This is a genomic window from Psychrobacter glacincola (genome assembly GCF_904846075.1).
Lineage (GTDB): Bacteria > Pseudomonadota > Gammaproteobacteria > Pseudomonadales > Moraxellaceae > Psychrobacter > Psychrobacter glacincola_C.
On sequence record NZ_CAJGZH010000003.1, the window covers coordinates 499,031 to 525,439 of the forward strand.

The 26,409-nt window shown below is 43.5% G+C and carries 20 protein-coding genes and 1 pseudogene; 6 read left to right on the plus strand and 15 right to left on the minus strand.

Going from position 1 to position 26,409, the window contains the following annotated elements; translation table 11 throughout:
* Positions 1-375: 375 nt before the first annotated feature.
* The 5 genes and pseudogenes from tuf to JMW85_RS13305 all read right to left on the minus strand — a co-directional run bounded on the left by tuf (position 376) and on the right by JMW85_RS13305 (position 6,968).
* The gene (tuf, locus tag JMW85_RS13285; protein WP_055124836.1) at positions 376-1,566 is read right to left on the minus strand and encodes an elongation factor Tu; all 1,191 of its coding nucleotides are present in this window, start codon (positions 1,564-1,566) and stop codon (positions 376-378) included.
* A gap of 224 nt (positions 1,567-1,790) precedes the next feature.
* A pseudogene (gene fusA, locus JMW85_RS13290) lies at positions 1,791-3,916 on the minus strand (elongation factor G).
* 345 nt (positions 3,917-4,261) lie between these two features.
* Positions 4,262-4,735 carry a 30S ribosomal protein S7 gene (rpsG, locus tag JMW85_RS13295; protein ID WP_021814163.1) on the minus strand — a complete coding sequence of 158 codons (474 nt, stop codon included), beginning with the start codon at positions 4,733-4,735 and terminating at the stop codon, positions 4,262-4,264.
* 206 nt (positions 4,736-4,941) lie between these two features.
* Positions 4,942-5,316, minus strand: a complete 375-nt coding sequence (rpsL, locus tag JMW85_RS13300) for a 30S ribosomal protein S12 (RefSeq protein ID WP_011281154.1) — start codon at positions 5,314-5,316, stop codon at positions 4,942-4,944.
* Positions 5,317-5,774: 458 nt separating this feature from the next.
* On the minus strand, positions 5,775-6,968 hold the full coding sequence (locus JMW85_RS13305) for an EcsC family protein (RefSeq protein ID WP_201582084.1): 1,194 nt from the start codon (positions 6,966-6,968) through the stop codon (positions 5,775-5,777).
* Positions 6,969-7,464: 496 nt separating this feature from the next.
* Here JMW85_RS13305 and JMW85_RS13310 point away from each other — a divergent pair, with 496 nt between their 5' ends.
* On the plus strand, positions 7,465-8,700 hold the full coding sequence (locus tag JMW85_RS13310) for a beta-ketoacyl-ACP synthase II (RefSeq protein WP_060491876.1): 1,236 nt from the start codon (positions 7,465-7,467) through the stop codon (positions 8,698-8,700).
* A gap of 38 nt (positions 8,701-8,738) precedes the next feature.
* Positions 8,739-10,391 carry an anthranilate synthase component I family protein gene (locus tag JMW85_RS13315; protein ID WP_227681886.1) on the plus strand — a complete coding sequence of 551 codons (1,653 nt, stop codon included), beginning with the start codon at positions 8,739-8,741 and terminating at the stop codon, positions 10,389-10,391.
* 124 nt (positions 10,392-10,515) lie between these two features.
* Here JMW85_RS13315 and hisC read toward each other — a convergent pair whose 3' ends face one another.
* The 8 genes from hisC to JMW85_RS13355 form a co-directional block, all read right to left on the minus strand.
* Positions 10,516-11,649, minus strand: a complete 1,134-nt coding sequence (gene hisC, locus JMW85_RS13320; RefSeq protein WP_201582086.1) for a histidinol-phosphate transaminase — start codon at positions 11,647-11,649, stop codon at positions 10,516-10,518.
* Between the two features lie 79 nt (positions 11,650-11,728).
* The gene (gene hisD / locus JMW85_RS13325) at positions 11,729-13,024 is read right to left on the minus strand and encodes a histidinol dehydrogenase (RefSeq protein ID WP_201582087.1); all 1,296 of its coding nucleotides are present in this window, start codon (positions 13,022-13,024) and stop codon (positions 11,729-11,731) included.
* 289 nt (positions 13,025-13,313) lie between these two features.
* Entirely contained in the window at positions 13,314-14,009 is a 696-nt protein-coding gene (gene hisG, locus JMW85_RS13330; RefSeq protein WP_045447985.1) for an ATP phosphoribosyltransferase, read from the minus strand.
* A 147-nt stretch (positions 14,010-14,156) separates the two neighbouring features.
* Positions 14,157-15,425: a UDP-N-acetylglucosamine 1-carboxyvinyltransferase gene (gene murA, locus JMW85_RS13335; protein ID WP_201540651.1), complete on the minus strand. Its 1,269-nt coding sequence runs from the start codon at positions 15,423-15,425 to the stop codon at positions 14,157-14,159.
* A 105-nt stretch (positions 15,426-15,530) separates the two neighbouring features.
* Positions 15,531-15,776 carry a BolA/IbaG family iron-sulfur metabolism protein gene (locus JMW85_RS13340; protein WP_025652491.1) on the minus strand — a complete coding sequence of 82 codons (246 nt, stop codon included), beginning with the start codon at positions 15,774-15,776 and terminating at the stop codon, positions 15,531-15,533.
* 128 nt (positions 15,777-15,904) lie between these two features.
* Positions 15,905-16,912: an alpha/beta hydrolase gene (locus JMW85_RS13345; RefSeq protein ID WP_227681887.1), complete on the minus strand. Its 1,008-nt coding sequence runs from the start codon at positions 16,910-16,912 to the stop codon at positions 15,905-15,907.
* Positions 16,913-17,188: 276 nt separating this feature from the next.
* Positions 17,189-18,019 (minus strand): BON domain-containing protein, encoded by an 831-nt coding sequence (locus JMW85_RS13350; protein WP_087814772.1) that lies wholly within the window; start codon positions 18,017-18,019, stop codon positions 17,189-17,191.
* Positions 18,020-18,235: 216 nt separating this feature from the next.
* Entirely contained in the window at positions 18,236-18,721 is a 486-nt protein-coding gene (locus tag JMW85_RS13355; protein ID WP_201582088.1) for a YraN family protein, read from the minus strand.
* Between the two features lie 135 nt (positions 18,722-18,856).
* On the opposite strand from JMW85_RS13355, the gene rsmI reads away from it, so the two are divergent.
* Positions 18,857-19,825, plus strand: a complete 969-nt coding sequence (gene rsmI / locus JMW85_RS13360; RefSeq protein WP_201582089.1) for a 16S rRNA (cytidine(1402)-2'-O)-methyltransferase — start codon at positions 18,857-18,859, stop codon at positions 19,823-19,825.
* Between the two features lie 54 nt (positions 19,826-19,879).
* Complete coding sequence (locus JMW85_RS13365; RefSeq protein WP_198330257.1) at positions 19,880-20,899, plus strand: adenosine kinase; 1,020 nt, start codon at positions 19,880-19,882, stop codon at positions 20,897-20,899.
* A gap of 126 nt (positions 20,900-21,025) precedes the next feature.
* Here the strand turns inward: JMW85_RS13365 and JMW85_RS13370 are convergent, their stop codons facing one another.
* The gene (locus tag JMW85_RS13370) at positions 21,026-22,348 is read right to left on the minus strand and encodes an O-acetylhomoserine aminocarboxypropyltransferase/cysteine synthase family protein (protein WP_060491886.1); all 1,323 of its coding nucleotides are present in this window, start codon (positions 22,346-22,348) and stop codon (positions 21,026-21,028) included.
* A 206-nt stretch (positions 22,349-22,554) separates the two neighbouring features.
* Entirely contained in the window at positions 22,555-23,238 is a 684-nt protein-coding gene (gene nfuA / locus JMW85_RS13375; protein ID WP_045455268.1) for a Fe-S biogenesis protein NfuA, read from the minus strand.
* Between the two features lie 858 nt (positions 23,239-24,096).
* Here nfuA and JMW85_RS13380 point away from each other — a divergent pair.
* Together JMW85_RS13380 and JMW85_RS13385 are read left to right on the plus strand one after the other, a co-directional pair.
* On the plus strand, positions 24,097-25,056 hold the full coding sequence (locus JMW85_RS13380) for an alpha/beta fold hydrolase (protein WP_201582090.1): 960 nt from the start codon (positions 24,097-24,099) through the stop codon (positions 25,054-25,056).
* Positions 25,057-25,233: 177 nt separating this feature from the next.
* Positions 25,234-26,283: a bifunctional nicotinamide-nucleotide adenylyltransferase/Nudix hydroxylase gene (locus JMW85_RS13385; protein ID WP_193008924.1), complete on the plus strand. Its 1,050-nt coding sequence runs from the start codon at positions 25,234-25,236 to the stop codon at positions 26,281-26,283.
* Positions 26,284-26,409 lie beyond the last annotated feature (126 nt).

Below are 26,409 nucleotides of genomic sequence, written 5' to 3' on the forward strand. Positions count from 1 at the left end.
GTAAAGGACAGCATTATACAATATTTGATATAAAATGCAAGCCTTTAGCGGTAAAATTATTATTTTTACCTAGTTTTACTCTTATTTGAATGTGCTATTGAATCATCATTATTTTAACAAAATGAAGATACAAGCGACTAATAAGAAGCAGCGTTAATATAGCAAGCTCCGCTAAGAATTACAATAGATTGGAAAGTAAATTATAAACGTTATAGGTATAACTGGCTAATCATGTTGCTAAGACAACGAAAGGTTTGATCATACTACTGAAGAATAACCATATTTCCTGATCATTTGATCTAAAAAAAGCCACCCTTATAAACAAGGATGGCTTTTTTATGACTAACTTACAATCTCATTACTGAGACTGATAGATTAGTTTAGTACGTTAGCAACAACACCAGCGCCTACAGTACGGCCGCCTTCACGAATTGCGAAGCGAAGACCTTTGTCCATAGCGATTGGGTGGATAAGCTCTACGCCCATCTCAACGTTATCACCAGGCATGACCATTTCAGTACCGTCTTGTAATTGGATTGCACCAGTTACGTCAGTAGTACGGAAGTAGAACTGTGGACGATAGCCGTTTAGGAATGGCGTGTGACGACCACCCTCTTCTTTTGACAATACATAAACTTCAGCGTCAAACTTGGTGTGAGGCGTGATTGAACCTGGCTTAGCTAGTACTTGGCCACGTTGTACGTCTTCACGCTTAGTACCACGTAGTAGTACGCCACAGTTTTCGCCTGCACGACCTTCGTCAAGCAGTTTACGGAACATCTCTACACCAGTACAGGTGGTTTTTTGAGTGTCACGGATACCGACGATTTCGATTTCGTCGCCTACGCGTACGATACCAGATTCAACACGACCTGTTACAACAGTACCACGGCCTGAGATTGAGAATACGTCTTCGATTGGCATTAGGAATGCTTTATCAACGTCACGCTCTGGCTCTGGGATGTAGGTGTCAAGAACGTTAAGAAGTTCTACAACCGCTGGTTGGCCGTATTTTTCTTGTGAGCCTTTTAGGGCTTCAGTCGCTGAACCATGGATGATTGGGGTATCATCACCTGGGAAGTCGTAGTCATTAAGAAGTTCACGAACTTCCATTTCTACGAGTTCTAGCAATTCTTCGTCATCAACAACATCACATTTGTTCATGAATACGATGATGTACGGTACGCCAACCTGACGTGAAAGCAGGATGTGCTCACGGGTTTGTGGCATTGGGCCGTCAGTTGCTGATACGACTAGGATTGCGCCGTCCATTTGAGCGGCACCGGTGATCATGTTTTTAACATAATCGGCGTGACCTGGGCAATCGACGTGAGCGTAGTGACGTGCTGGGGTGTCATATTCTACGTGTGAGGTGTTGATGGTGATGCCACGTGCTTTTTCTTCTGGTGCTGAGTCAATAGACGCGTAGTCTTTGGCTTCGCCACCAGAGGTGATTGCTGCTACCGTTGCGATGGCAGCTGTTAGGGTTGTTTTACCGTGGTCAACGTGTCCGATTGTACCGACGTTGACGTGTGGCTTTACGCGTTCAAACTTGGCCTTTGCCATGGGTATTTCCTCTTTTTTTGGGGTCAAATGCTAAGCTCGTATAAATACGATAACAAAGACGATCTTGACCACATTAAGATAATTGTTAAAAGGGTACACATACTAATGTGCAGATATTATAAGAAAATCACCGCCAATAACAAGTCTTTTAACCAATTATTGGCGTATTCTTCTATGACAACATAGAGATAATAGCTACATTGTCATATTTAATAGACGATTACTTACTCGTCATCATCTTTATTGTTGAATTTAGAGATGATGTCAGCAGCAACTGATTTTGGAATCTCAGCGTACTTTTGGAATTCCATTGAATAAGTAGCACGGCCTTGTGACATTGAGCGCATTTGTGTGGCATAACCAAACATTTCTGCTAATGGCACTTCAGCACGGATCTGCTTAGTACCGCCAGGTAGGTCTTCCATACCCTGTACCAAACCACGACGACGGTTAAGATCGCCCATGATATCGCCCATATAATCTTCAGGCGTTTCAACTTCAACTTTCATGATTGGCTCAAGTAGCGCTGGATCTGCTGCCATGAAGCCTTTTCTGAATGCCATAGAACCAGCCATCTTAAATGATAGCTCATCCGAGTCGACGTCATGGTAAGAACCGTCATACAAGGTCGCTTTTACGCCAACCACTGGATAACCAGCAAGTACGCCATTTTTCATGCGTTCTCGGATACCTTTATCAACAGCACCATGGAATTCTTTCGGTACAGTACCACCAACAACTTCTTCAGCGAATTCATATTCAGTATCGCCCGCTGGATCAAGTGGCTCAAGACGTAACCAAACGTGACCGAATTTACCACGACCACCAGTCTGACGTACGAATTTGCCTTCTTGCTCAACCGTGTTACGAATCGTTTCACGATAAGCAACCTGCGGCGCACCGATGTTCGCTTCAACGTTAAACTCACGCTTCATACGATCAACAAGAATCTCTAAATGCAGCTCACCCATACCACTGATGATTGTCTGACCAGACTCTTCGTCAGTATGTACACGGAACGATGGATCTTCTTTCGCCAAACGACCCAAAGCGATAGACATTCTTTCTTGGTCAGCTTTGGTCTTAGGTTCAACCGCTAGGCTGATAACTGGATCTGGGAATTCCATGCGCTCAAGCGTGATAACATTTTGCTCATCACATAGCGTATCACCAGTCGTTACATCTTTCATGCCGACCAATGCAGCGATATCACCAGTACGGATTTCTTGCAACTCTTCTTGAGAGTTAGCCATCATCTGTACGATACGACCAACGCGCTCACGCTTCATTTTAACTGGGTTATAAACACTGCTGCCTTGCGTTAAAACACCTGAATAAACACGAACGAAGGTTAAGTTACCAACGAATTTGTCATTCATGATTTTAAATGCTAAAGCTGAGAATGGTGCTTCATCTGACGCTTCACGAGTGCCTTCAGTTTCATCTTTGTCATCAAGGATACCTTTAATAGCAGGTACATCCATTGGTGCTGGAAGATACTGAATAACCGCATCCAACATCTTTTGTACACCTTTGTTTTTAAAGGCAGTACCACAAAGTAATGGAATGATTTGGTTATCAATAGTCAATTGACGAATAGCAACGTTGATCTGCTCTACAGACAACTCGCCATTTTCTAGATACTCATTCATCAATTCTTCTGTTGCTTCAGCCGCATTTTCTACAAGAATCTCACGATACTCTTCTGCTTTTTCTTGTAATTCAGCTGGGATTTCGCGCTCTTCAAACTCCATACCTTGAGATGCTTCATCCCAATAAAGAGCTTTCATGGTAACTAGATCAATAACGCCTTCGAAATCATCTTCTTTACCAATTGGAATAACCAATGGTACAGGATTACCGCCTAGACGAGTTTTGATCTGCTCAATAACACGATAAAAATCAGCGCCAACGCGATCCATTTTGTTTACAAATGCAAGACGTGGCACTTTATATTTATTTGCCTGACGCCATACGGTCTCAGACTGTGGCTGAACGCCGCCTACTGCACAGTAAACCATGCAAGCGCCATCAAGTACACGCATAGAACGTTCAACTTCGATCGTGAAGTCAACGTGACCTGGGGTGTCAATAATGTTGATACGATGTTCGTCAAACTGTTTTGCCATACCTGACCAAAAACAAGTTGTCGCTGCTGAGGTAATAGTAATACCGCGCTCTTGTTCTTGCTCCATCCAGTCCATAGTGGCTGCGCCATCATGTACTTCACCAAGTTTGTGACTAACACCGGTATAAAATAAAACACGCTCAGTAGTGGTTGTCTTACCAGCATCGATGTGCGCTGAGATACCAATGTTGCGATAGCGTTTTAGGGAGTTTTACGAGCCATAGTGTTTTCCTAGGAAAAGTCGTGTATATAATAATGTATTGTGTCTCTACCTCATACTCTATGACAAAGCGGTCAGCTTCATATTACTTACTGATTATTGAGCCTAATACGGACAAAAAAAGAGCAAATACTAAGAATAGTGCGGCATCAGATTTGGGATGCTCTCTTGTGACAAGCATACTTAATTAAGAGAGACATCTTGATAGATGTCCGCCATCTCGTTGTTGATAGTCAAAAACTACTTACAACAAGATAAACGATGGCGGCAATCAATAGAATAAATAACAATGTAAGATGAGCTGACTTCAGCCAGCTAATCTAAAGCTACTACTAATAGACAGTAGCTTAGAAGCGGTAATGAGAGAACGCTTTGTTAGCATCTGCCATGCGGTGAACTTCGTCACGCTTTTTCATAGCAGCACCTTTGCCATCAGCAGCATCATTCAATTCGCCAGCCAAACGCAAAGCCATTGATTTTTCAGAACGCTTAGCAGCAGCTTCAGCTAACCAACGCATAGCCAAGGCAGTACGACGGGAGGGGCGTACTTCCATTGGTACTTGGTAGGTTGCACCACCAACGCGGCGAGCTTTCACTTCTACCATTGGGCGTACATTTTCTAAAACTTCTTCGAAGAAAGATACTGGATCTTCGATTTTACGTTTTTCGCTTACTGTTTCAAGTGCACCGTATACGATACGCTCAGCAGTAGATTTTTTACCATGACTCATTACATGGTTTATGAATTTTGCAACAGTTTGGCTACCAAACTTAGGATCCGGTAGGATCTCACGGGTAGCAACGACGCGACGTCTTGGCATAATAATAATCCTTTTCTTCAGGAGTGTCTGACATTCACAATCTCGCACCAATTAATATTGGATGGCGTTATATCGAGTTGTCAGTCAGCCTTACTGCACGGCGGTATGTTTTAACAGTGAATTACTAATTTAATAATACTGTCAACACCAGACCCATGCACAGTTAATGTTTGGTATAAAAAAGATTAGCTAATAACGATTCGTTATTAAACTTTAGGCTTCTTAGCACCATATTTAGAGCGACCTTGCTTACGGTCTTTAACGCCTGCGCAATCTAATGCACCACGAACGGTGTGATAACGTACACCTGGTAGATCTTTTACACGACCACCACGGATAAGAACAACACTGTGCTCTTGTAAGTTATGACCTTCGCCGCCGATGTAGCTTGATACTTCATAGCCTGAAGTCAAACGTACACGACATACTTTACGCATTGCTGAGTTAGGTTTTTTAGGGGTAGTAGTATATACGCGAGTACATACACCACGACGTTGTGGGCACGCTTCCAACGCAGGAACTTTTGACTTTTCCTTGATGGTTTTGCGACCTTTACGAATCAATTGGTTAGTTGTTGCCATGAGGCATCCTTCTCCCGTTTGGTATAAAACAAAAAAATGGGGAAACGCACCATCCATCTGACTTTAATGACAGATTTTGGTACACCCATTTTTAGGACAGTGTATTATAAAGAGTTGTTGCTGCTATTTCAACCACTTATGCGTGATTGCACTTTACAACATTTGATAGATATGCATTCACCCTACTACTATAACACTTTATCTATTTTTAGTTAAAAATCAGCTAAAAAGTAGATTGTCATACAGTATATCGAAAGTAGCATTACGAACGATTTAAATAGAATGTTTGACTATAAATAAATAGCAATTTATGAGTACTAAATGGCGATATTATCTTGTTTTTCAAGAGAAAGAAGATAATATCGCCAAAATTAGCAGTAGATATCCAGCTCATAATCCTTCTATGATATAAGCTGTCTTAAGAAAAGTAACACTTAAGTCTGATTGTTTAGACGCTCTTATTTGCTTTTCTTGTTAGCCGTCTTGTTTGATTTGCTGTCAGAGGATTTGTTCTGACTGCCTTGCTTGTTATTATCGTCATTGTCGTCTTTCTGCGTTTCTTTCACGACCTTTTCATCAGCTTCTTGATGGTTATTTTTTTCTTCAGCAGTATCTTTCTTGCTATCGGTATCCTTGCTTGACTCTTTCTCAGCATCTTGCTGCTTGTCATTGTCAGCTGTTTTGTTTACCTTAGCTTCATTACCGCTATCATCAGTGATTGCACGATTGGCAAGTTTGGCTTCTGGGGCAAAAGTCGCTTGAGCCACGCCAATCACTTCATCAATGAGCTGGCTGTTGTAGCGCATACCAACGATAACAGCGGTAACTGGTAAGAATTTGCGTATCCATGTTAAATTGATTTTATCCAGGTCAATACCGACCTGACTGGCAATGCTGTCAACTTGTTCTGCATAAAAGTTGACATTTTTATCCTTTAGACCTAGGTTTTTTAGCTCATTGTGTAGACCACTGCTTTGGGCATTATCCAATAAACCTTTACCAATGCCAATACCTGCTAGCAATGCTTGTTTTTCTTGCATCTTGCTCAGATCAGCATTTGCTAGCAGCTCGTATGCCATTTTGACACCTTGCTTACCTGTGAGGGGTTTATTGTAGACAGCACCCAACTGATAGACGGTACGTAATGATACCAATAAAAGCCATAGCGTATCAGCCAGTAAACCAGGAAGCCCAGCCAAACCTGTTAAGCCCCCTATCGTTGCCAATGCACGGTTTTGATTGGCGATATCAGTGGCTAATGCATAACGCTCTTCATCATCTAAGCTTGCGATATTGGCGAAACGATGCTCATTAGGTAAATCAATCTGACTCCAATTAGATGCAAGGTTTGCCACTTGTGCAAAAGCGCCATCGACCGTCGACTGAAAAAAACTGTTTGGCACTACTTTTTTGGCATATTTACCATAGGTGGCAAAACGTGGCCCTAACAATTGCTGAGTGGCTTTTAACGTTTGCTCACGGAACAAATCCTGCTGATAGTCTTCATCGCCTAAGTTGACAGCTTTGTATTGACGCGGTTTTCCCGTCTTAGCATTCATGCTATCAATCATAGCGCCCACGCGCTCTAGATTATTGCGAGTAAAAGAGCCAACGGTAGTGATACCTTTAGAGAGAGTGCTACGCTTCGCCATCGTGATGTCCTTAATGTGATGAGTAATTTTGTTTTATTGTAAGCGATTTATAATAATAGATGTGCCATTCTAGTCAATCACTATAATCGATGTCAGTGCGAACAATGTTATCGCAATCACAAATTTTGTATCCAAAAGTATCACTTGATGTATGATTGATACCATCATATAAGCTGTCTTCAAGCAAATAGTCTTTTTAGATGGCTTTAGACAGCAAGCGCGATTTTGTCGTTATTTTGCACTTGTAGAAAGATTTTGGGCGCTCGATACGTTATCATGTGCCATAACTCACAGTACACTTGTACTTCTATTTATAAGTAGTTCGTTACTTATAAATAATCAGTTACCAAGCATATAGTTTTACTATGATCATCACAATGATTGTAAAATGAGACTTCGACGCTCAATACACCCTAATATTAAATAATAGAAATACATACTTAAAAACGATTATTAAACGTAATTGTGAAAAATCGTTACTCATAAGGAATAGAATATGCGCCGCGTTGTTATCACTGGAGCAGGGATTGTCTCTTGTATCGGACATGATTTAGCCACGGTCACTGCCGCTTTAAAGCAAGGGCAGTCTGGCATTACATTTAATGAGGCTTATGCTGAGCATGGGTTTAAATCACACGTTAGCGGCAGTATCGACCAGTCGACGCTTGATACTAGTGGTATCGATCGTAAGTTGAAGCGGTTTTTTAGTGATGCCAGTCTATACGCTTATGTCAGTGCTTTAAACGCCATTGAGCAGTCTGGTTTGTCGCTTGAAACCATCAATAATAATCCACGCGTGGGCGTGGTCGCAAGTTCTGGCGGCGCATCGACAGAGAATATTGTCAATGCCATAGATGCCATGCGGGATAAAGGTCTGCGCGGTGTCGGCGCGATGGCTGTGCCAAAAACAATGGGCAGCTCAGTATCAGCGGCGCTTGCTACAGGTCTAAAAATCCAAGGCGTATCATACTCGCTCACCTCTGCTTGTGCCACCTCAACCCATTGTATCGGTCATGCGGCTGAACTTATTCAGTTAGGCAAAGCAGATGTGATACTCGCGGGTGGTAGCGAAGCGGAACATTGGACACAGTCTTGTATGTTTGATGCCATGGGTGCAGTCAGTACGCAGTATAATGAAACACCGCAGCGCGCCTCAAGAGCTTATGATAAAGATCGTGATGGCTTTGTAATTGCTGCTGGTGGTGCGATGGTCGTAGTTGAAAGTCTAGAGCATGCCCAAGCACGTGGTGCCAACATACTGGCTGAAATCGTCGGTTATGGTGCCAGCTCTGATGGTGCTGAAATGGTTGCGCCAAGTGGTGAAGGTGCCGTGCGCTGTATGCAGCAAGCACTAGCCGAAGCTGGTTTGCAAACTGTCGACTATATCAATAGCCACGGTACTAGTACGCCACTTGGTGACATCACTGAGCTTAAAGCCATTGCTAAAGCATTTGGCGATGATATCAGTCAAGTACCTGCGATCAGCTCTACCAAATCTATGACAGGTCACAGCCTTGGTGCCGTTGGTGCGCAAGAGCTGATTTATTGCTTGTTGATGCTAGAAGAAGGCTTCATTGCGCCCAGTATCAATGTTGATAATTTAGACCCTGCGGCTGAAGGCTTTGATATTGTCACCGAAATGCGTGAAGCCAAGCTTGAGACATTAATGAGCAACAGCTTTGGCTTTGGCGGTACTAATGCCACATTAATCATTAAAAAGTTTGACGCCTAACTATGCTCGCAGCACATCCTCTCAAAACTGAGCAAATAATGTCTGATCCATCGCCAGCTACTAAACCTAGCTGGCGTTTTGGTGACCTATCGGCTGCAGAACTTATGCCGCTGCTACAGCAGTATTTAATCGCACAAGATACTAAGGCAAACTGGCAATTGGTTTGGCTCAACAATGATGGCCGACCGGTGATTGGCTTATTGCCAAAAGTAAGCTGGTCTGTTCAAGATTGTGCTGAAAACACGCCTGATTCGAACGAACAAGCAGTTCTTTATCAAGTCACAAAAACCTATCGTGACGCCGTTCACAATGATATCACTCATATGAGTTATAGCGACTGGCAAGATGAATTAATCAGTTATAGTCAAACTTATGAGACTGATAATGAAACCTCAGAATCTGTAAGCGATTTAAATGAAAAACCAAGTTATCATCATGGTCTGATAGGTTTTATTGGTTATGATATTGCGGCTCATGAGCTAAGCCCAGCCGCCAAAATTGAGCGAGCAGCACAGCCTTGTGCCGTATTAGGACATTATGATATTTACCTAGCACCTGATGGAGATCATGGCAACACGGGTTGGAAATTAACGATAAAGGCAACTGCTAACGACTCTGATAATCAGCAAAAAAATAAAATTATCAAGGCACTTGTCTCTTATTTAGATATAGTAGATAAAAATCTGGCTGATAACTGTCTCAATAAAACGCAACTGACAGCATCACCACTGCCTGCTCCTTTAGTATTAAAGTCACGATGGCGCAAACAAGACTATCAACAAGCATTCAATCAAACCCAAAAATATCTACAGCAAGGCGACTGTTATCAAATCAACCTAACCCAAGAATGGCAAGGTTTTTTTGATCATAACCCTAGCGATAATAGCGCTTTGCCGATGCTGATTGATTACTTACCTGCTTTACATCGTAATACCCGAGCACCTTTTGCTGGATACTTAGCGGTTAATCCCTTTAACCGTGAAATCAAAAATAATACGTCCCAGCATCCGTTTGAATTATTGAGCTGCTCGCCTGAGTTGTTTTTTACATTTACCAAGGATATCGATACTGGCAAGCACCATATCATCACTAAGCCCATCAAAGGGACCATGCCGCGCAGCACCAATATTCAACAAGACCATGCTTATAAACAGCAACTGACTGATAGTGAAAAGGATCGCGCCGAAAATGTGATGATTGTCGATTTATTGCGTAATGACTTGGGTAAATATGCCAAGATAGGCAGCGTAAAAGTGCCGCAGTTATTCGCAATTGAGAGTTTTAGCAATGTGCACCATATGGTCAGCACCATTACCGCAGAATTACAGACGGACACTCACCCACTCGCCGTTTTGTTTGGTAGTTTGCCTGCTGGCTCGATTACTGGCACACCAAAAAAGCGAGCGGTTGAAATTATATCTGAGCTAGAAACTGCACCGCGCGGTGCTTATTGCGGCACATTGGGCTATATGAACTTTGATGGTAGTGGTCAATGGAATGTGCTCATTCGTACGCTGCAAGCTAACACTTCATCACATAATGAGTTGGATCAAAAAAGACATATCAGCTTATGGGCAGGCGGTGGTATCACTGTCGCCTCTGATTGCCATGCTGAATACCAAGAATGTTTGGATAAAGTCGGTAATCTATTAAGCGTTTTAACTCAAGAAAATATCCATAAATATCCTTAAGGTCGTTCTAAAAGTACGACCAAAGAAGTCCATCAAAAAGCCTGCTCAACACAATGTTGGCAGGCTTTTTGATCAATACAAGCATCGTGATGCAATTATAAAGATTTAAATCGCGAACCAGATATTAATCAGCAATGATTTCAGCCTCTTTTTGCAACATCTCTAGAGCATCTATCAAACGGTTGTTTTGCTCTGCTGTACCGGTAGTGATACGCAAATACTCATTGATGCGTGGCTTGTCAAAATGACGGACGATGATGCCTTGCTCACGTAACGCATTCGCTACCGTATTAGCATTACCGTCTTTAGGACGGGCAAAAATAAAGTTGGCATGTGATGGCAAGACATCAAAACCTAACGCTGTCAGCTCTGCTGTCAGAGAGTGGCGTAAGTCGATGACTTGCTGGCAGGTCTGGGTAAAATACTCAACATCCAATACACTGGCAGTCGCCCCTACTTGCGCCAGCTTATCCAGTGGATAGCTATTAAAGCTGTTTTTCATACGGGTTAAGGCTTCAATCAATGAGGCATTACCAAAAGCCATACCGACACGTAATCCAGCAAGCGAACGTGACTTTGAAAAGGTTTGGGTCACAAGAATGTTGTCAAATTCATTGATTAAGCTCACTGCTGAAATTTCTGCATCTGAGCTACCGTCAACTGCCCGCGCAAAATCAATATAAGCCTCATCAATCACAATCACTGAGTTTGAGTGCTCACTAGCCAGCTTGCGAATATCGGCAAGCGATAATAGCAGTCCAGTTGGTGCATTTGGATTGGCAATGATAATGCCGCTACAAGGCTGGCGATAGGCATCAGGATCAATACTAAAATCTTCTTCCAAGGCGATTTGTACCAGCTCGATACCAAAGGTTTGCGCATAGACTGGATAGAAACTATAGCTGATATCGGGTGCTAAAACAGGTCGCTCTTTTAGGAAAAAGCTGGCAAATACTAGCGCCAATACTTCATCAGAGCCATTGCCAACAAACACTTGGTTGATATCAATATCATAGAGTTGTGCCAATGCGGCACGCAAATCATCAGACTCAGGCGCTGGATATAAACGCAGATCATCCGCTTGCTGCTCTAGAACCTTTGCGATTGCCTCGCCTACTTTCGGTGACGGCGGGAATGGGTTTTCATTGGTATTTAATTTGCATAAATTTTCATGCTGAGGCTGCTCACCAGGAACGTAAGGTGACAAATTACGCGCTTTAGATGACCAAAGTCTGGTGTCTATCTTTAACTCACTCATAAGTTATCCTACTATTAGCCACATAAATTATTAAATATAAATCTCAAAAGTACAATTCAAAAGTAATCATTAAGCCACGTTACTGATAACGATAACGGGCTGAGCGCGCATGGGCTTCTAAGTCCTCACGTTGCGCTAAAATATCTGCGGTCTCAGCCAATGGCTTACTACCAGCTTCAGTACAATAAATAATAGAGGATTTCTTTTGGAAATCATAAACACCAAGCGGTGAAGAGAACCGCGCAGTGCCAGATGTTGGCAACACGTGATTGGGTCCTGCACAGTAGTCACCAATCGCCTCAGGCGTGTGACGTCCCATGAAAATAGCACCTGCATGACGAATATCGTTGAGTAGCGCATCAGGATGATCAACTGACAACTCTAAATGTTCTGGGGCAACCCGATTAATCACCGCCATGCCTTCCACGCGGTCTTTGACTAAAATAAGTGCGCCACGATTTTTTAGCGAATCACGGGCGATATCGGCTTTTGGCAACTCTGCCAAGGCTTTTTCAATCTCAGCCGCTACTTCTGCAAGCTGCTGTTCACTGGTCGTGACAAAGATAGCTTGAGCGATACGGTCATGTTCAGCTTGTGACAATAAATCCATCGCCAACCAATCGGCGCGATCTTGCGCCTCGCCTTCTGCATAGACCAATACTTCAGAGGGACCAGCGATCATATCAATCCCAACTTGACCAAATACTGCCCGCTTTGCCGCTGCAACATATTTATTACCAGGGCCAGTGATCTTATCCACCGCTGGAATCGTTTCGGTACCATATGCCAAGGCAGCAACCGCTTGCGCACCGCCTATGGTAAAGACACGGTCGACTTGTGCCAAATGTGCGGCGGCTAACACCAATGGATTGAGCACGCCTTTTGGCGCTGGCACCACCATGATGACCTCTTTAACACCCGCCACTTTGGCAGGAATGGCATTCATCAATACAGAAGATGGATAAGAGGCCAAACCACCAGGGACATAGATGCCTACTCGATCAAGTGCGGTGACTTTTTGACCCAAGCGATTACCAAGCTCATCTTCATACTGCCAAGTCTCTTGTACTTGGCGCTCATGAAAGGTCTGCACACGCGTTGCTGCGGTGGTCAATGCGGATTTCACTGTATCATCAAGATTCGCAAACGCTTCAGCAAGCGCCTCTTTAGACAGCTCTAGCTCTTGCATCGTCGTCGCCGGATGCTGATCGAATTGCTGGGTTAACGCCAGTACGACGCGATCGCCATCATGCCGAACTTGCGCGATGATATCATCAACGGTCTTTAACAAATCGGCATCATTGACGGTTTCAAAGGCAAGTAACTCTGTCAATTGACTGTCAAAATCGGCATCTTGGGTACTTAGTTGGCGCATGACTTAATCCTATATCTGAGCATAAAAGACTGCTGAAAATTAGCGATGTAAAAATGAGGGGTATTGAGTATTAATAATAATTGTGATGGCTGATATACCAGTTTCTATATATTTAGTTTGTTCAGATTATACTAACCTCATACTTTCTGGCAAGCAAATACAACAAAACCAGTTTAGCACGCTATATCTATCTTATAGCGCTAAACTGGTTTAAAAATTTGTATGACAATGCTTGAGATTACCAATGATTAGTATCGTTTGATAAAGCATTGATTCATTAGGAATTAATTTATGAAGCGCTGGCAATACTGTTTTTGAAGCTATCTAAAATCGGCTCAAGTAACGCAAATTTACGCTTGTAGCTCACTTGATTGACGATAAGGCGTGAGGACACATCGCAAATATGATCGCGTGCTTCAAGACCGTTGGCGCGCAACGTATTACCTGTATCAACCACATCGACGATCAAATCACCCAATCCGACCAACGGCGCAAGCTCCATAGAGCCATACAGTTTAATCACATCCACTTGCTGACCTTGGCTGGCAAAGTAAGCGCGGGCAACATTGACGTATTTGGTCGCAATACGTAGGCGACGATTGGGTAGCGGCGCATCTTTCACGCCAGCTGTCATCAACTTACACTGAGCAATTTGCAAATCAAGCAATTCATAGACATGGTTGGCACCATGTTCAAGCAACACATCTTTACCCGCCACCCCAAAGTCAGCCGCACCATGCTCAACGTAGGTTGGCACATCACTGGCACGCAAAATTAATACACGCACATTGGGGTTTGAGGTTGGAAAAATAAGTTTGCGTGAGGCTTCAGGATCTTCTAATAACTCAACACCAGCTGCGCGTAGCAATGGCATGGTCTCTTCTAGAATACGACCTTTTGATAAGGCCAGTGTTAAGCCTGAAAACTCATCATTTACTTCATTTAATAAACCATCATTTGGTAGGCTATTGCTTGCTTCAGTCATAATGACATCGTGTCCATGTGCAGTTAACACCCCCGCTGAAGGGGGCTTTTAGTGGTAGGTTACTAATAGTGGTAGATTGCTAAGCTATTCATATCAACGCCAATCGTATCAATCATTCAGATCATGGATTTGATAAGTAAATCGATATTAGTCATTAGTATTGATACGTTCGATATTGACCCCAAGCGCACGCAGCTTTTCTTCGACATGCTCATAGCCACGATCAATATGATAAATGCGGTCGATTAAACTTTCACCTTCAGCAGTTGCCGCTGCCATCACCAATGACATAGATGCACGTAAATCAGTCGCCATCACAGGGGCAGCGGTGAAGTTTTCGACGCCTTTTACTACGGCCGTATGACCATCTACTTGGATAGAAGCGCCTAGACGATTAAGCTCAGGGACATGCATGTAGCGGTTTTCAAAAATATTTTCGATAAAGGTACTCGTACCATCCGCCAGACACGCAATAGCCATGACCTGCGCTTGCATATCGGTTGGGAAACCTGGATGCGGCTGAGTACGGATATCAACCGCTTTAGGGCGACCTTTCATCTGCGCACGAATCCAACCATCACCAGTGGTAATAATGGCACCCATATCTTCGAATTTTTCTAACACAGGTGTTAGTAATAACGCAGAGGTGTTTTTAGTCAACACATCGCCACGCGTCATGAGTGCACCAGCAAGGTAAGAGCCTGTTTCGATACGGTCTGGTACGACTGAATACTCACAGCCATGTAAGCGCTCGACACCTTCGATGGTCATGATTGAGGTGCCGATACCGCTGATTTTAGCACCCATCGCGACCAACATATTGGCCAAATCAACGACTTCTGGCTCAAGGGCACAATTACCTAAGACGGTCGTACCTTTGGCAAGTGCAGCTGCCATAATGACGTTTTCAGTACCGCCCACGGTAATCATATCAAAAGAGTAGTTACAACCAATCAGCTTACCACCTTTTGGCGCTTGTGCTTTTACGTAACCATTTTCGACACTAATTTCAGCACCCATTGCCTCAAAGGCTTTTAGGTGTTGGTCAACAGGACGTGAACCAATGGCACAGCCACCGGGCAATGACACTTCTGCCTCACCAAAACGTGCTAGCAATGGTCCAAGCACTAAAATTGAGGCGCGCATGGTTTTTACTAAATCATACGGTGCATAGAAATTATCGATATTCTTGGTATCGCAGGTGACAGTATCGTCCTGCTTTTGGATTTTGATACCCATACCACCGATCAATTCAATCAACGTCCGTACATCTTGTAACGATGGCACATTGTGCAATGTCGTTGGCGTCTCGGCCAATATCATAGCGGCAAGTAACGGCAAAGCAGCATTTTTGGCGCCTGAGATAGTAACTTCCCCTGCGATACGACTACTACCAGTGATTAAAAATTGATCCATAGAAGTGACAACCTAACGATGAGTATTAAAATAGTAAAAATCAGACCGATCACACCCAGCCAATATAATAGCCAGTCTAATAAGCCCAATCATATATATAACGGTCTAGCCTTTGGATTGAACGTCCCATTCAGCAGGCGTCAGCGCTTGAATATTGAGCGCATGAATATCGCCACTGGCGATCTTATCATTGACTAATGCATAAATCGCCTGCTGACGTTGCACGGCACGTTTACCTTCAAAACTGGCATCAACCACGCGTACATCAAACTTATTACCTTGATTAGCAGCTTGAATAAAAGCGTCTGGGAAGTGAGTCTGTAAAAATGCAATCAAATCGTCAGCGTTCATGCTCATAGAATATTCTGCCTTAAAGTGTCAGATAGGGTATAGATTTAAAGTGACGACATTATAACAAGAGTTTAAGCATCTTACAGTACTGTCTTACGCAACTGCACCTAACTTCTGATTGCCATCCATTATTTGAGCATTTTATCCAAGTACGTCAGTACTTGCGCGCGTACATCATTGACCCAACGTAGCGGCGGTGCCATCGCACCAATACTGGTCGCATGACTGGCACCTTTTATTTCACCGTTTTCTACGTTGACGCCCGCCTCTTGTAACGCTTTGGTCATTTTAATCGTATTGGTCGCATACACCACTTTGTCTTTTTCGGCAGTTAACAATAAATACGGGGGCTGCTCGCCTTTGATTTGACGGTCTGGCATAACGTCGTCTGGCGTAGCATCAGCAGCAAAGGCGGTGGCGCTATCAAATTTACGGAAGTCATAACTATAAGGACCAGCAATACCCACGACCGCGGTAATATCCTTTGGCTTAATACCATAAGGCGCTAAAAAATCTTCATTGGCGACCGCTGCAACCGCGTTAAATGCACCAGCAGAATGTCCAATTACCGCCAAGCGTTTAGGATCAGCATGTAAGCTCGGAGCATTATTGATACTCCAAGCAATCGCTTGCGCCGTATCTTTGACATAATCAGGGTACACATGCTCAGGCGCTTTACGATAATTAATTACGGCGGTGACATAACCTGCTTGCGCCAAACTCTGACCAACAAAGGCATACTGTTCTTTATTACCACTCTCCCACGAGCCACCGTGGACAAACACCACCATCGGATAGCTATCATTAATCGCACCATCATTGATGGCGCTTTGGGCTTTCATCGCTTGTGCTAATGGCTTGGGATAATAAATATCCAAATCTTGATCGGGCTCATCACCATAGAGAATGTTTTTGCTGACGCCAACGCCGCCACTAGCAGTAATGCCATTGACGATAGCCAGTGGCGATAGAGCTTGCGCATTCTGGGTGGCTAGGGCAACGCTACCCAGTGCTAAGGCAGCGACACCTGTGAATTTTAGAATACCTAATTTGCTAGCACTATTATTAATCATGCTTTCACTATTTATTTTTTGACGGCTTTTATTATATTCTAAGCGCTTGTTTGCATCCTTCATTGCCAGTATCCCTATTATATTTATACATGGATCAAAATTAACAGCACTGCGACCGCCCTTTTATAAAATAAGCACTAATACTGTCTCGTCTATTCTTCGCTTTTTATATCTTACTGGCTGGCTCAGAAGTTCTCGTGTTTTTCCTGTTAACAGTGTTTAGGTTTCTTGTCATTAAACACTGTTTAAACTGACGGGGCAAATAGCTTACCCTACAAGCTATTTAGCCACTGTTTTTTTGTTTTATTGATAAATAACAGCTGTGTTTTAGAACACTTTTTACGGATCTTGATACAGGTCTATATATGGGCTTGATGACGGTTGCTCAACGGTTGTGCCATCTTCGGTCACGACGATAGGAGTCGATGTGCCAACGGACGCTGGCGCTTCAGAATTATTAACGCTAGCAGCATCCACAACGACTGGCGCTGAAGCAGGATTTACCAAGTTATTTTCAGACATAATGTCGTCTTTACTTATCTTTACGCCCCTGTCATCAACGACGGTCGTCAGCAGCACCAGCTCAGTCACACCAACGGTGCTATTGGCAATATCGATTAGGTGACTCTGCTGAGTCGGTGTCATACGTCCCATAATATAAACCACACCATCATTGGTCACGGCTTTGATCTGTGAGGCTTTGACGCCATCACTCGCGGCGACTTTTGCCAGCAGCTTTGAGGTGATATATCCATCATGAACCGTCGAGCTATAGCCTTTAGACGCGCTGACGTTTAGCTCATTATAGACATGACGCACATCTGGCATAGAGCTGACGACTTTTTCGACTTCTACTTTGATGGCCTCAGTGGGTACTTCACCTGTCAATAACACTTCACTATTAAAGCTATCAATACCCATACGGCTGGTTTGTTGCAGGTCTTCTTTTAACCCATAAACATTGATTTTGACGGTATGTTCAATACTGCGATCCAGTAGTCGCTGCGGAATGGTACGCTCTGTCATCGGCACACCATACGTACCTTCTGTACTATTGGTCAAATAATTGGTGGTACAGCCCGTAGTAACGATGCTGGTCATTAGCATGACGCCTATCGCGGTGCGGCGTGATGAGCCAAAAATAGCAGTGCGCAAATGCATCCGTGTCATGATTTACCTCTTAGAACGTGAGTATGACGATCATATAAAGTCAATTGATTGAGCCAGTTTTAATCTAGTAACGTTTGTTTTGACAACTGTTAATTCAGTTAATAACAACTTAGCTACTTTACTTAATTTTTACTATCAGCGGTTAGGTTTTTGGTAACGCTCACTCGATGATAAGTATTTACTACCTTCTAGTTGGGTAGCTTTTGCATCCTAATATCACGTATCTGCTATAAAAGCACCTTTGAACCATTGTGGTTGATTTTCTACATTTTGACCACTGGTCTTAAGATGATTACCTACCGTATCATAAGCGATGACATCGAACCGGCAGTCATAATCCTCATACTCAGGATGCTGTTGCAAAAAATATTGCGCCGTTTTAATCACTTTACGTTGTTTGCTTGCCGTCACGCTCAGTGCAGCACCACCAAAACCTGAACGCTGCCGTTGACGCACTTCGATAAATACCAATGTCAACCATGCTGAACCTGTCTCCAGCATAATCAAATCCAGCTCACCCACTTTGGGCTGCTGCCAATTTTGGGCAATCAAAATCAATCCTTGCGATTGTAAAAACTCACACGCCTGCTGCTCGAACAGACTGCCTTGGCGCTGCTTTGGTGAAGTGAGGTTCAAAGGTTTATGACTGCACATAAGGTCGATAGGTCTGGTTAACATTTCAGAATTATCATAGCACATCATGCTAAACTAGCCACTTTCGCGTGCAGATGCTGGTATGGTGTTTTATGCTTTGCTTAAGTTCTATTTTTGACCAGTTTTGTCAGTCAGCGCGCCACATTATATTTTAATTCCCGCTTTTAATACTCCGAGGTTTTCATGTCTAGCCCTACCGCGATGCCAGCTTGTCTATATATCGTTGCCACGCCAATTGGCAATATGAGCGATATGACGCCGCATGCCATTGATGTTTTGAAGCAAGTCGCCATCATTGCCTGTGAAGACACCCGTACCTCAGGCAAGCTATTGTCGCATTTTGGCATTGATACCAAAGGCAGTAAAGCCGACGACGAAAAAGAGTCAGAAGCTCCCAACACTAAAAATAATACCGATAATAACGTGACAGACGCTGATATCGCGACCAAGCAAAAAGGTCATAACAAGCTTTGGGCATACCATGAGCACAATAGTGCCATTCAAACACCCAAAATTATCGAGATGATCGAGCAAGGTCATTCGGTTGCTTTGATTAGTGATGCTGGTACGCCACTCATCAGTGATCCAGGTTATCAACTGGTACAGGCCGCTCATGTCGCTGGCGTTAGAGTCTCTCCTATCATTGGTGCCTCTGCTGCCATTGCCGCACTGTCAGTCGCAGGATTGCCCTCAGACCGCTTTAGCTTTATCGGGTTTTTACCCGCCAAAACCCACGGTCGCCAAAAGCAATTAGCAGCATTAAACTCACGTACTGAAACGTTGATATTTTATGAAGCGCCGCATCGTATTATCGCCAGTTTAGAAGACATGGCGACTATATTTGGCGCAGATCGTGAAGTCACTTTTTGCCGTGAATTGACCAAAACTTTTGAGACTGTCCATAAAAGCATTCTTGGGGATTTGGTGGAATTTGTCAAAGCTGATGACAATCAACAGCGCGGTGAGATAGTCGTGGTCGTCGCAGGCGTGAATGTGGCGCAGGATGCGGATGACATCAGTATTCATGATAAATTATTACAGCGCTTGCTTGAGGACTTATCGGTTAAAAAAGCCGCTGCATTGGGCGCTGATATCACTGGCGTCAAAAAGAATGCGCTATATCAGCGCTTACTTGAGCTACAAGCTGAATAATTTTTGGATATTAATATTAAAGATAGTTATAAAACCATTGAGGAGAAGTGAGCAATGTACAATGTAATGGCGATAGGCAACGCATTGGTTGACCATGAATATGTATTGTCAGATGCGGCGCTAGAAGAGACTGATTTGACCAAAGGCAATATGACGCTGGCAGGTATCGACGAGCAACAGCAATTGTTGGCGTATTTTAAACTGGCAGAAATTGCACCATCAAAGCAGGCTGGTGGTGGCTCAGCGGCTAATACGATGTATACCTTTGCCAGTTTAGGCGGCAAGCCATTTTATGCCTGCCGCGTCGGTGACGATCAACAAGGCGAGTTTTACCTAAAAGACTTACATGAAGCAGGCGTTGCAACTTCAGAAAAGTCTATCCATGCAGGCGGAGTAACGGGTTCATGTGTGGTCGCAGTCACCGAAGATGGCGAGCGCACCATGCAAACTTATCTCGGCACTTCAAGCGAAATCACCGCAGAAAATGTCGATTTTGATGCGCTGACACAAGCTGACTGGTTATATATAGAAGGCTACTTGGCCATGACTGAGAGTATTCAGCCTGCCATGACTCAGTTGCGTCACCAAGCAGGGATTCATTCTGCAAAAATTGCCGTAAGTTTTGCTGATCCTGCCGTGGTGAAATTTGCTAAAGACGGTTTACTCAATATGCTGGGCAATAAAGTGGCAGTGATATTCTGTAATAGTGAGGAAGCCAAACTCTTTACGGACAAAAAACAAGTCAAGGCAGCCGCACGCGCACTGCTTGAGTATTGCCAGACGGCAGTCGTCACTGATGGTGCCAATGGTGCAACGATCGCCCATAAAGCTGATGATAAATCAGAGATTGAGATTTATGAAGTTGCTACACCAATCGTTACTAATGTCATTGATACCAACGGTGCCGGTGATAATTATGCAGGAGCATTTTTATACGCGTTGTCGCAGCACTATAGCTTGCCTGAATGTGGTCGTCTTGCCAGCGAAGTGGCGGCGCAGGTGATTCAACAGTTTGGACCACGGTTAGCCTCACAAGATTATAGAGATATTGCAAAGCGTGTACTATCTGCTTAGCTTATAAAAATCTGTCATTGCCGATAATAAAAAAGCCCATATCAATCGATATGGGCTTTTTTTATTGTTAATCATGAGACAAATTATTCAGTTCACATTGCTCAGTTCAATAGAAAGCGTTTAATACTAAGCCGAGGCTAATGCTTGCGCAAGATCCGCTTTGATATCTTCGATGTGCTCGATACCAATTGATAGACGTACCATATCAGTACTGACGCCTGCATTTTCGAGCTCTTGCTCATTGAGCTGGCGATGCGTGGTCGTCGCTGGATGACAGGCTAGTGATTTGGCATCACCGATATTGACCAAACGAGTAATCAATTGCAGCGCATCGATAAAGCGAGCGCCAGCTTCCAAGCCACCTTTTACCCCAAAGGTCAAAATAGCAGATGGCGTACCTTTCATGTACTTCTTAGCAAGCTCATGCTCAGGATGATCTGGCAAACCCGCATACTTTACCCAAGCAACCTTGTCATGGTCACGCAGATATTCCGCAACGGCTTGCGCGTTCTGTACATGGCGCTCCATACGTAGACTCAATGTCTCCATACCCTGCAAAATACCAAAAGCATTGAGCGGGCTAAGTGCCGCGCCAGTATTACGCAGCGGTGCCACACGAGCACGAGCGATAAAGGCTGCTGCACCGACATCTTTGACAAAGTTCACACCGTGATAACTATGATCTGGCGTGTTCAATAAGGGAAAACGCTCAGGATAGTCGCCCCATGCGAATTTACCACTATCGACAATCGCCCCACCAATCGACGTACCCGTACCACTCATATATTTGGTCAATGAATGAATCACGATATCCGCACCAAACTCAAACGGACGACATAACGCCGGCGTGGCAACCGTACTATCAATCACCACTGGCACACCATATTCATGTGCGATATCACTCAGCGCTTGAATATCAACGATGTTACCCAATGGATTACCGATACTTTCGGCAAAGACCATTTTGGTTTTGTCATCAATCAAATCACGAATCGCCTCAGGGTTTTTGTGGTCAAAGAAGCGGACTTCGATACCTTGACGCGGCAATGCATGGGCAAACAAATTATAAGTACCGCCATACAAGGTCGACACAGCAACGATATTATCGCCCGCTTCACAGATGGTTTGAATCGCATAAGTGATGGCAGCCATGCCAGATGCTACGGCAAGGGCACCGATACCACCTTCGAGCGCCGCGACGCGCTCCTCCAATACGGCATTGGTCGGGTTCATGATACGGGTATAAATATTGCCTGCAACTTTTAGATCAAACAAATCAGCACCATGCTGAGTGTTATCAAAAGCATACGAGCTGGTGTGATAAATCGGCACTGCGACCGCTTTAGTCGTTGGCTCAACGCTATAACCAGCGTGAATCGCCAAGGTCTCAAGACGTTGAGGAGTCGCTGATTTTTGGGCTGTTTGCTGGGCTGCTTGTTCGTCACTCATCATATATTCCTTTATTTCGATAAAAGTTATTAATCAATACATGACTAATCAACAAATTATTAATCAACAATATGTCACTGAAAATTCAGCTAAAAAACAATCTACCAAATCATAGCAATAAAAAAAGCCAAGTTCATCAAAACTTGGCTTTTTAATTAAAATAACTCTTCAGACATTACTTAACGCTTTGGCTTTTACTGAGATTTCTATTTATAGTAAGCGTTTTCGGTACGGGTATGATCGGTTTCATCAATGACTTGGGTCAGCTCTGGAATTTGTTGTTTCAGCTGCACTTCAACGCCTTGACGTAAGGTCATGTCAACGGCTGAACAGCCTTGGCAACCACCACCAAACTTCAATACCGCAGTCAGCCCAACGCCTTCTTCATCAATCAGTTCAAGCAACTGTACGTCGCCACCATGCGCCGCCAAGCCGGGATTAATCTCTGACTGCAATACGTAGTTGATACGCTCTTCGACACTGGCATCCGCACCCACTTTAGGCACTTTAGAATTTGGTGCACGGAAGGTCAGCTGACCACCAAAACGGTCTTTATTATAGTCAATCACCGCATCCTCTAAATAAGGAACAGACGCCGCTTCGATAAAGGCAGAAAAACTGTCATACGTAAAACGCAGGTCAGCGCTATCCTCTTCGCCCGGTTGGTTATAAGCCATACAGCACTCTGCACGCGGCGTACCTGGATGCTCAACGAAAATACGCACGCCGATACCATCGGTATCCTGCTTGGATAACAAGTCTGCTAAGTAGCTTTGGGCTGACTCAGTAATAGTAATATTGCTCTTTGCTACAGTTTGCTCAGTATCTAGCGCTGATTCATAGTCTGCTGACTGGTCTAGTTGGCTCTCAGCTTGGTTGTGCTCACTCATAATATGTCCTATGCGTTATGACACAAACGCTATATCTGTCATGGCTACTGTGTCGTGAATTTAAAATTAGGTAGCGGGTATAAGTTATGCGGGTTATCAATCATTACGGTCTGTTGTCTTAAAATACGGACTGCCGTTGTTATAACATTTTGCTCAATTTATAGCAGCTATTATAACGTACTCAGACGACAATTCCGACTGCGCTACTGTGAATTAAACCAAAATGCTCACAAATGACTGCTATCGGTTTTATCAATGCGTTATTAACAATGACGAAATAGACACGACAAATAGCGCTTATCTAATGATTGCTATATCCCCTACTATATAAAGACAGCTACTGTGATTATCAAGCACCTAGAACACTAACTAACCACCTACTTTTTTCCGAATGCTACGGCATGTCTAACACTGTGTGAGACCATACAACCAAAGCACTTATCATGCTTGCTATTTTCTAGCGCTAGTTTTAGATCTATTTACAAGGTAAAGTGTATTGTCCTAAATATCTTCTTATAGGTTTACTTATTGATTATTATATTAGGCATTCTTGTTGCCCTTATTATAGTCGTCGTGCTTTTAGTACCGGAGGGTGTTGACTATACCAAAGCTGTAAAAGAAATTATGTCTCGCTATATCAAAATTCATGTAGCGTTGGTATTTTTCGTAATCCATTACTCCAGTTGATATTCTTTTATATTGACTATAGAGATCGTTTAGATATCGAAGAAAAGAGGATGTTCAAACGTTATTTTATAACGCAATTTTTTAGCATCTTCATATTTATTACTATAATTTTCATTGTTAAACGTTACATTTAAGCTAGCAGAAATTTCATATTTTAGTTGAATCAATCTTATGATGACACAAACACTGAATCTAGTAACGACCAAAGACGACGAACAAGTAGCCGTTTGGAAGATTGTGGATAATACAAAAAATAAAACAAAGAGCGATACTCCTACCACCAATACCTTTGTCATAAAATCGCAAAACATATTTTTGACGCACGGCACGTTTTCGGACAAACAAACCTGTTTGAAAATCGCTGAGTATCTAGCCCGCCTCGGTCATCATTGCTACATCATGGAATGGCGCGGTCATGGCGCAAGCTCAATACCCAAAGAAAAATTCAACTTCGAAACGGTTGCAACCTATGACTATGAAGCGACTTTTCGCTATCTTTTTGAGGAATTAAAACTCGACAATCTACATTGCGTCACCCATAGCGGCGGCGGAGTTGGTTTAACGATGTTTTTGATCCAGCATCCCTGCTATATCGATAAGATTAATAGTGCCAGCATGTTTGCTTGCCAAGCTTATGGCGCTGCAATAAATCCGATAAATCATACTAAAATTCTTGTAGCAAAATTATTCACGCGGCTGGTTGGCTATATCCCTGCTAAAAAAATCAAGCTAGGGCCTTTTAATGAAAGCTATCATATGATGAACCAGTGGTACGACTGGAATCTACAAAAGAACTTTAACAGCAGTTTTCTTAAGCAACGTACATTTAATACAGCCAGCATGGATACATTCGCCGCTGATGATGCACCTTTAGACTACCGGCAACAGATGCCAAAAATCACGATACCTATCTATGCTATCAGCGCAAAAGGCGACAATTTCATCTCCCCTACTCGTGGTTGTCAGCTATTTTTTGAACCCTTTAAAAACCCTGCCAATATTTTTCGAGAATACTCGCTCAGCCATGGGGATTTGGACGATTATACGCACAGCCGCATTATGATCAGTCGTAACGCTGCCCACGAAATTTGGCCAACAGTTACCGCGTGGATTGAGCAGCATGCCCGTTAAAATAGCGGTGCGGTTGTAGCCTAACTACAGCATGGTACGGACTATAATCAGAAACCGCACACCTCTAAACATCTTTATACTTGTCAGCGAGTGATAGGCTGTGTCAGTATTGGCGTCATTACTTTTTACTCAATAAATTTTAACCAATGAAATATCCGTAGTAGGAAAGTGGCGTATATGAGCGAATCATCAGAGCAAAGTTCAGCTAAAGATAATAAACACTATCGTTATTTGGTTTTTATCGGGCGTTTCCAGCCCTTCCATCGTGGACATAAAGCGGTCATTGACGAAGCATTGAAGCGTGCTGATAATGTCATTATGTTGATCGGCTCTGCTAACTTACCGCGTAGTTTACGCAATCCATTCAGCGTCGCTGAGCGTGCTGCCATGATTAAAGGCGCATATTCAGCAGCAGAAGCAGCACGTATTCACTGCGTTGCTCTAGATGATGCACTCTACAACGACACACGCTGGCTACAGTACGTGCAAGCAGGCGTGAAGTCTATCACTGGTGATTTGCAAACTGATATCGGCTTGATTGGTCATTCCAAAGACAGCTCCTCATATTATTTATCACTATTCCCCAACTGGGCGTCCGTCTCAGTACCGAGCTATCACAATCTATCCGCCACCCCAATTCGTGATAGCTATCTAATGGGTGCGACCCCGACTCCTGAACGCACGCCTGAATCGACGCGCAAGGTTTTGAATGACTTCAAAAAAACAGACGAATATCAAAATCTGCACGAAGAAGCGGACTTTATTGATAAATATAAAAGACAGTGGGAATCAGCGCCTTATCCACCAACCTTTATGACAGCAGATGCCCTGATTGTCCAGTCAGGACATATTCTATTGGTTGAGCGCCGCAGCATGCCAGGGCGCGGACTGTGGGCATTACCAGGCGGCTTTTTAAATCCAAAAGAGACCTTATTCGATGCCTGTATCCGTGAGCTACGTGAGGAGACTCGCCTAAAAGTCCCTGAGCCAGTATTGCGCGGCTCTTGTCATAGTCAGCATACCTTTGATGACCCATATCGCTCAGCACGTGGTCGTACAATTACTCAAGCCTTTTATTTTCAACTTAAAAATGACCCAAAAGGCTTGCCAAAAGTAAAAGGCGGCGATGATGCAGCCACAGCTTTTTGGCTACCACTCGCTGAGCTTGACGCCACCATGATGTTTGAAGACCATTATGCAATTATCACTAAAATGGTTGGTTTATAGAATTTTATCAGGCGATTATCCGATTTTTCATTAACAATTTTCCACGCCCAAGCTGATAGACAGCAAGGGCTAACCGCCGTAACTGTTCTTTCATTAACGCAGCTACGGCACCTCAAAGCAGAGGAG

What these genes read in the sequence shown, in the direction of transcription:
- tuf (WP_055124836.1), bottom strand. Translation starts at nt 1,566, where the DNA reads ATGGCAAAGGCCAAGTTTGAACGCGTAAAGCCACACGTCAACGTCGGT.
- rpsG (WP_021814163.1), bottom strand. Translation starts at nt 4,735, where the DNA reads ATGCCAAGACGTCGCGTCGTTGCTACCCGTGAGATCCTACCGGATCCT.
- rpsL (WP_011281154.1), bottom strand. Translation starts at nt 5,316, where the DNA reads ATGGCAACAACTAACCAATTGATTCGTAAAGGTCGCAAAACCATCAAG.
- JMW85_RS13305 (WP_201582084.1), bottom strand. Translation starts at nt 6,968, where the DNA reads ATGGCGAAGCGTAGCACTCTCTCTAAAGGTATCACTACCGTTGGCTCT.
- JMW85_RS13310 (WP_060491876.1), top strand. Translation starts at nt 7,465, where the DNA reads ATGCGCCGCGTTGTTATCACTGGAGCAGGGATTGTCTCTTGTATCGGA.
- JMW85_RS13315 (WP_227681886.1), top strand. Translation starts at nt 8,739, where the DNA reads ATGTCTGATCCATCGCCAGCTACTAAACCTAGCTGGCGTTTTGGTGAC.
- hisC (WP_201582086.1), bottom strand. Translation starts at nt 11,649, where the DNA reads ATGAGTGAGTTAAAGATAGACACCAGACTTTGGTCATCTAAAGCGCGT.
- hisD (WP_201582087.1), bottom strand. Translation starts at nt 13,024, where the DNA reads ATGCGCCAACTAAGTACCCAAGATGCCGATTTTGACAGTCAATTGACA.
- hisG (WP_045447985.1), bottom strand. Translation starts at nt 14,009, where the DNA reads ATGACTGAAGCAAGCAATAGCCTACCAAATGATGGTTTATTAAATGAA.
- murA (WP_201540651.1), bottom strand. Translation starts at nt 15,425, where the DNA reads ATGGATCAATTTTTAATCACTGGTAGTAGTCGTATCGCAGGGGAAGTT.
- JMW85_RS13340 (WP_025652491.1), bottom strand. Translation starts at nt 15,776, where the DNA reads ATGAACGCTGACGATTTGATTGCATTTTTACAGACTCACTTCCCAGAC.
- JMW85_RS13345 (WP_227681887.1), bottom strand. Translation starts at nt 16,912, where the DNA reads ATGAAGGATGCAAACAAGCGCTTAGAATATAATAAAAGCCGTCAAAAA.
- JMW85_RS13350 (WP_087814772.1), bottom strand. Translation starts at nt 18,019, where the DNA reads ATGACACGGATGCATTTGCGCACTGCTATTTTTGGCTCATCACGCCGC.
- JMW85_RS13355 (WP_201582088.1), bottom strand. Translation starts at nt 18,721, where the DNA reads ATGATGTGCTATGATAATTCTGAAATGTTAACCAGACCTATCGACCTT.
- rsmI (WP_201582089.1), top strand. Translation starts at nt 18,857, where the DNA reads ATGTCTAGCCCTACCGCGATGCCAGCTTGTCTATATATCGTTGCCACG.
- JMW85_RS13365 (WP_198330257.1), top strand. Translation starts at nt 19,880, where the DNA reads ATGTACAATGTAATGGCGATAGGCAACGCATTGGTTGACCATGAATAT.
- JMW85_RS13370 (WP_060491886.1), bottom strand. Translation starts at nt 22,348, where the DNA reads ATGAGTGACGAACAAGCAGCCCAGCAAACAGCCCAAAAATCAGCGACT.
- nfuA (WP_045455268.1), bottom strand. Translation starts at nt 23,238, where the DNA reads ATGAGTGAGCACAACCAAGCTGAGAGCCAACTAGACCAGTCAGCAGAC.
- JMW85_RS13380 (WP_201582090.1), top strand. Translation starts at nt 24,097, where the DNA reads ATGATGACACAAACACTGAATCTAGTAACGACCAAAGACGACGAACAA.
- JMW85_RS13385 (WP_193008924.1), top strand. Translation starts at nt 25,234, where the DNA reads ATGAGCGAATCATCAGAGCAAAGTTCAGCTAAAGATAATAAACACTAT.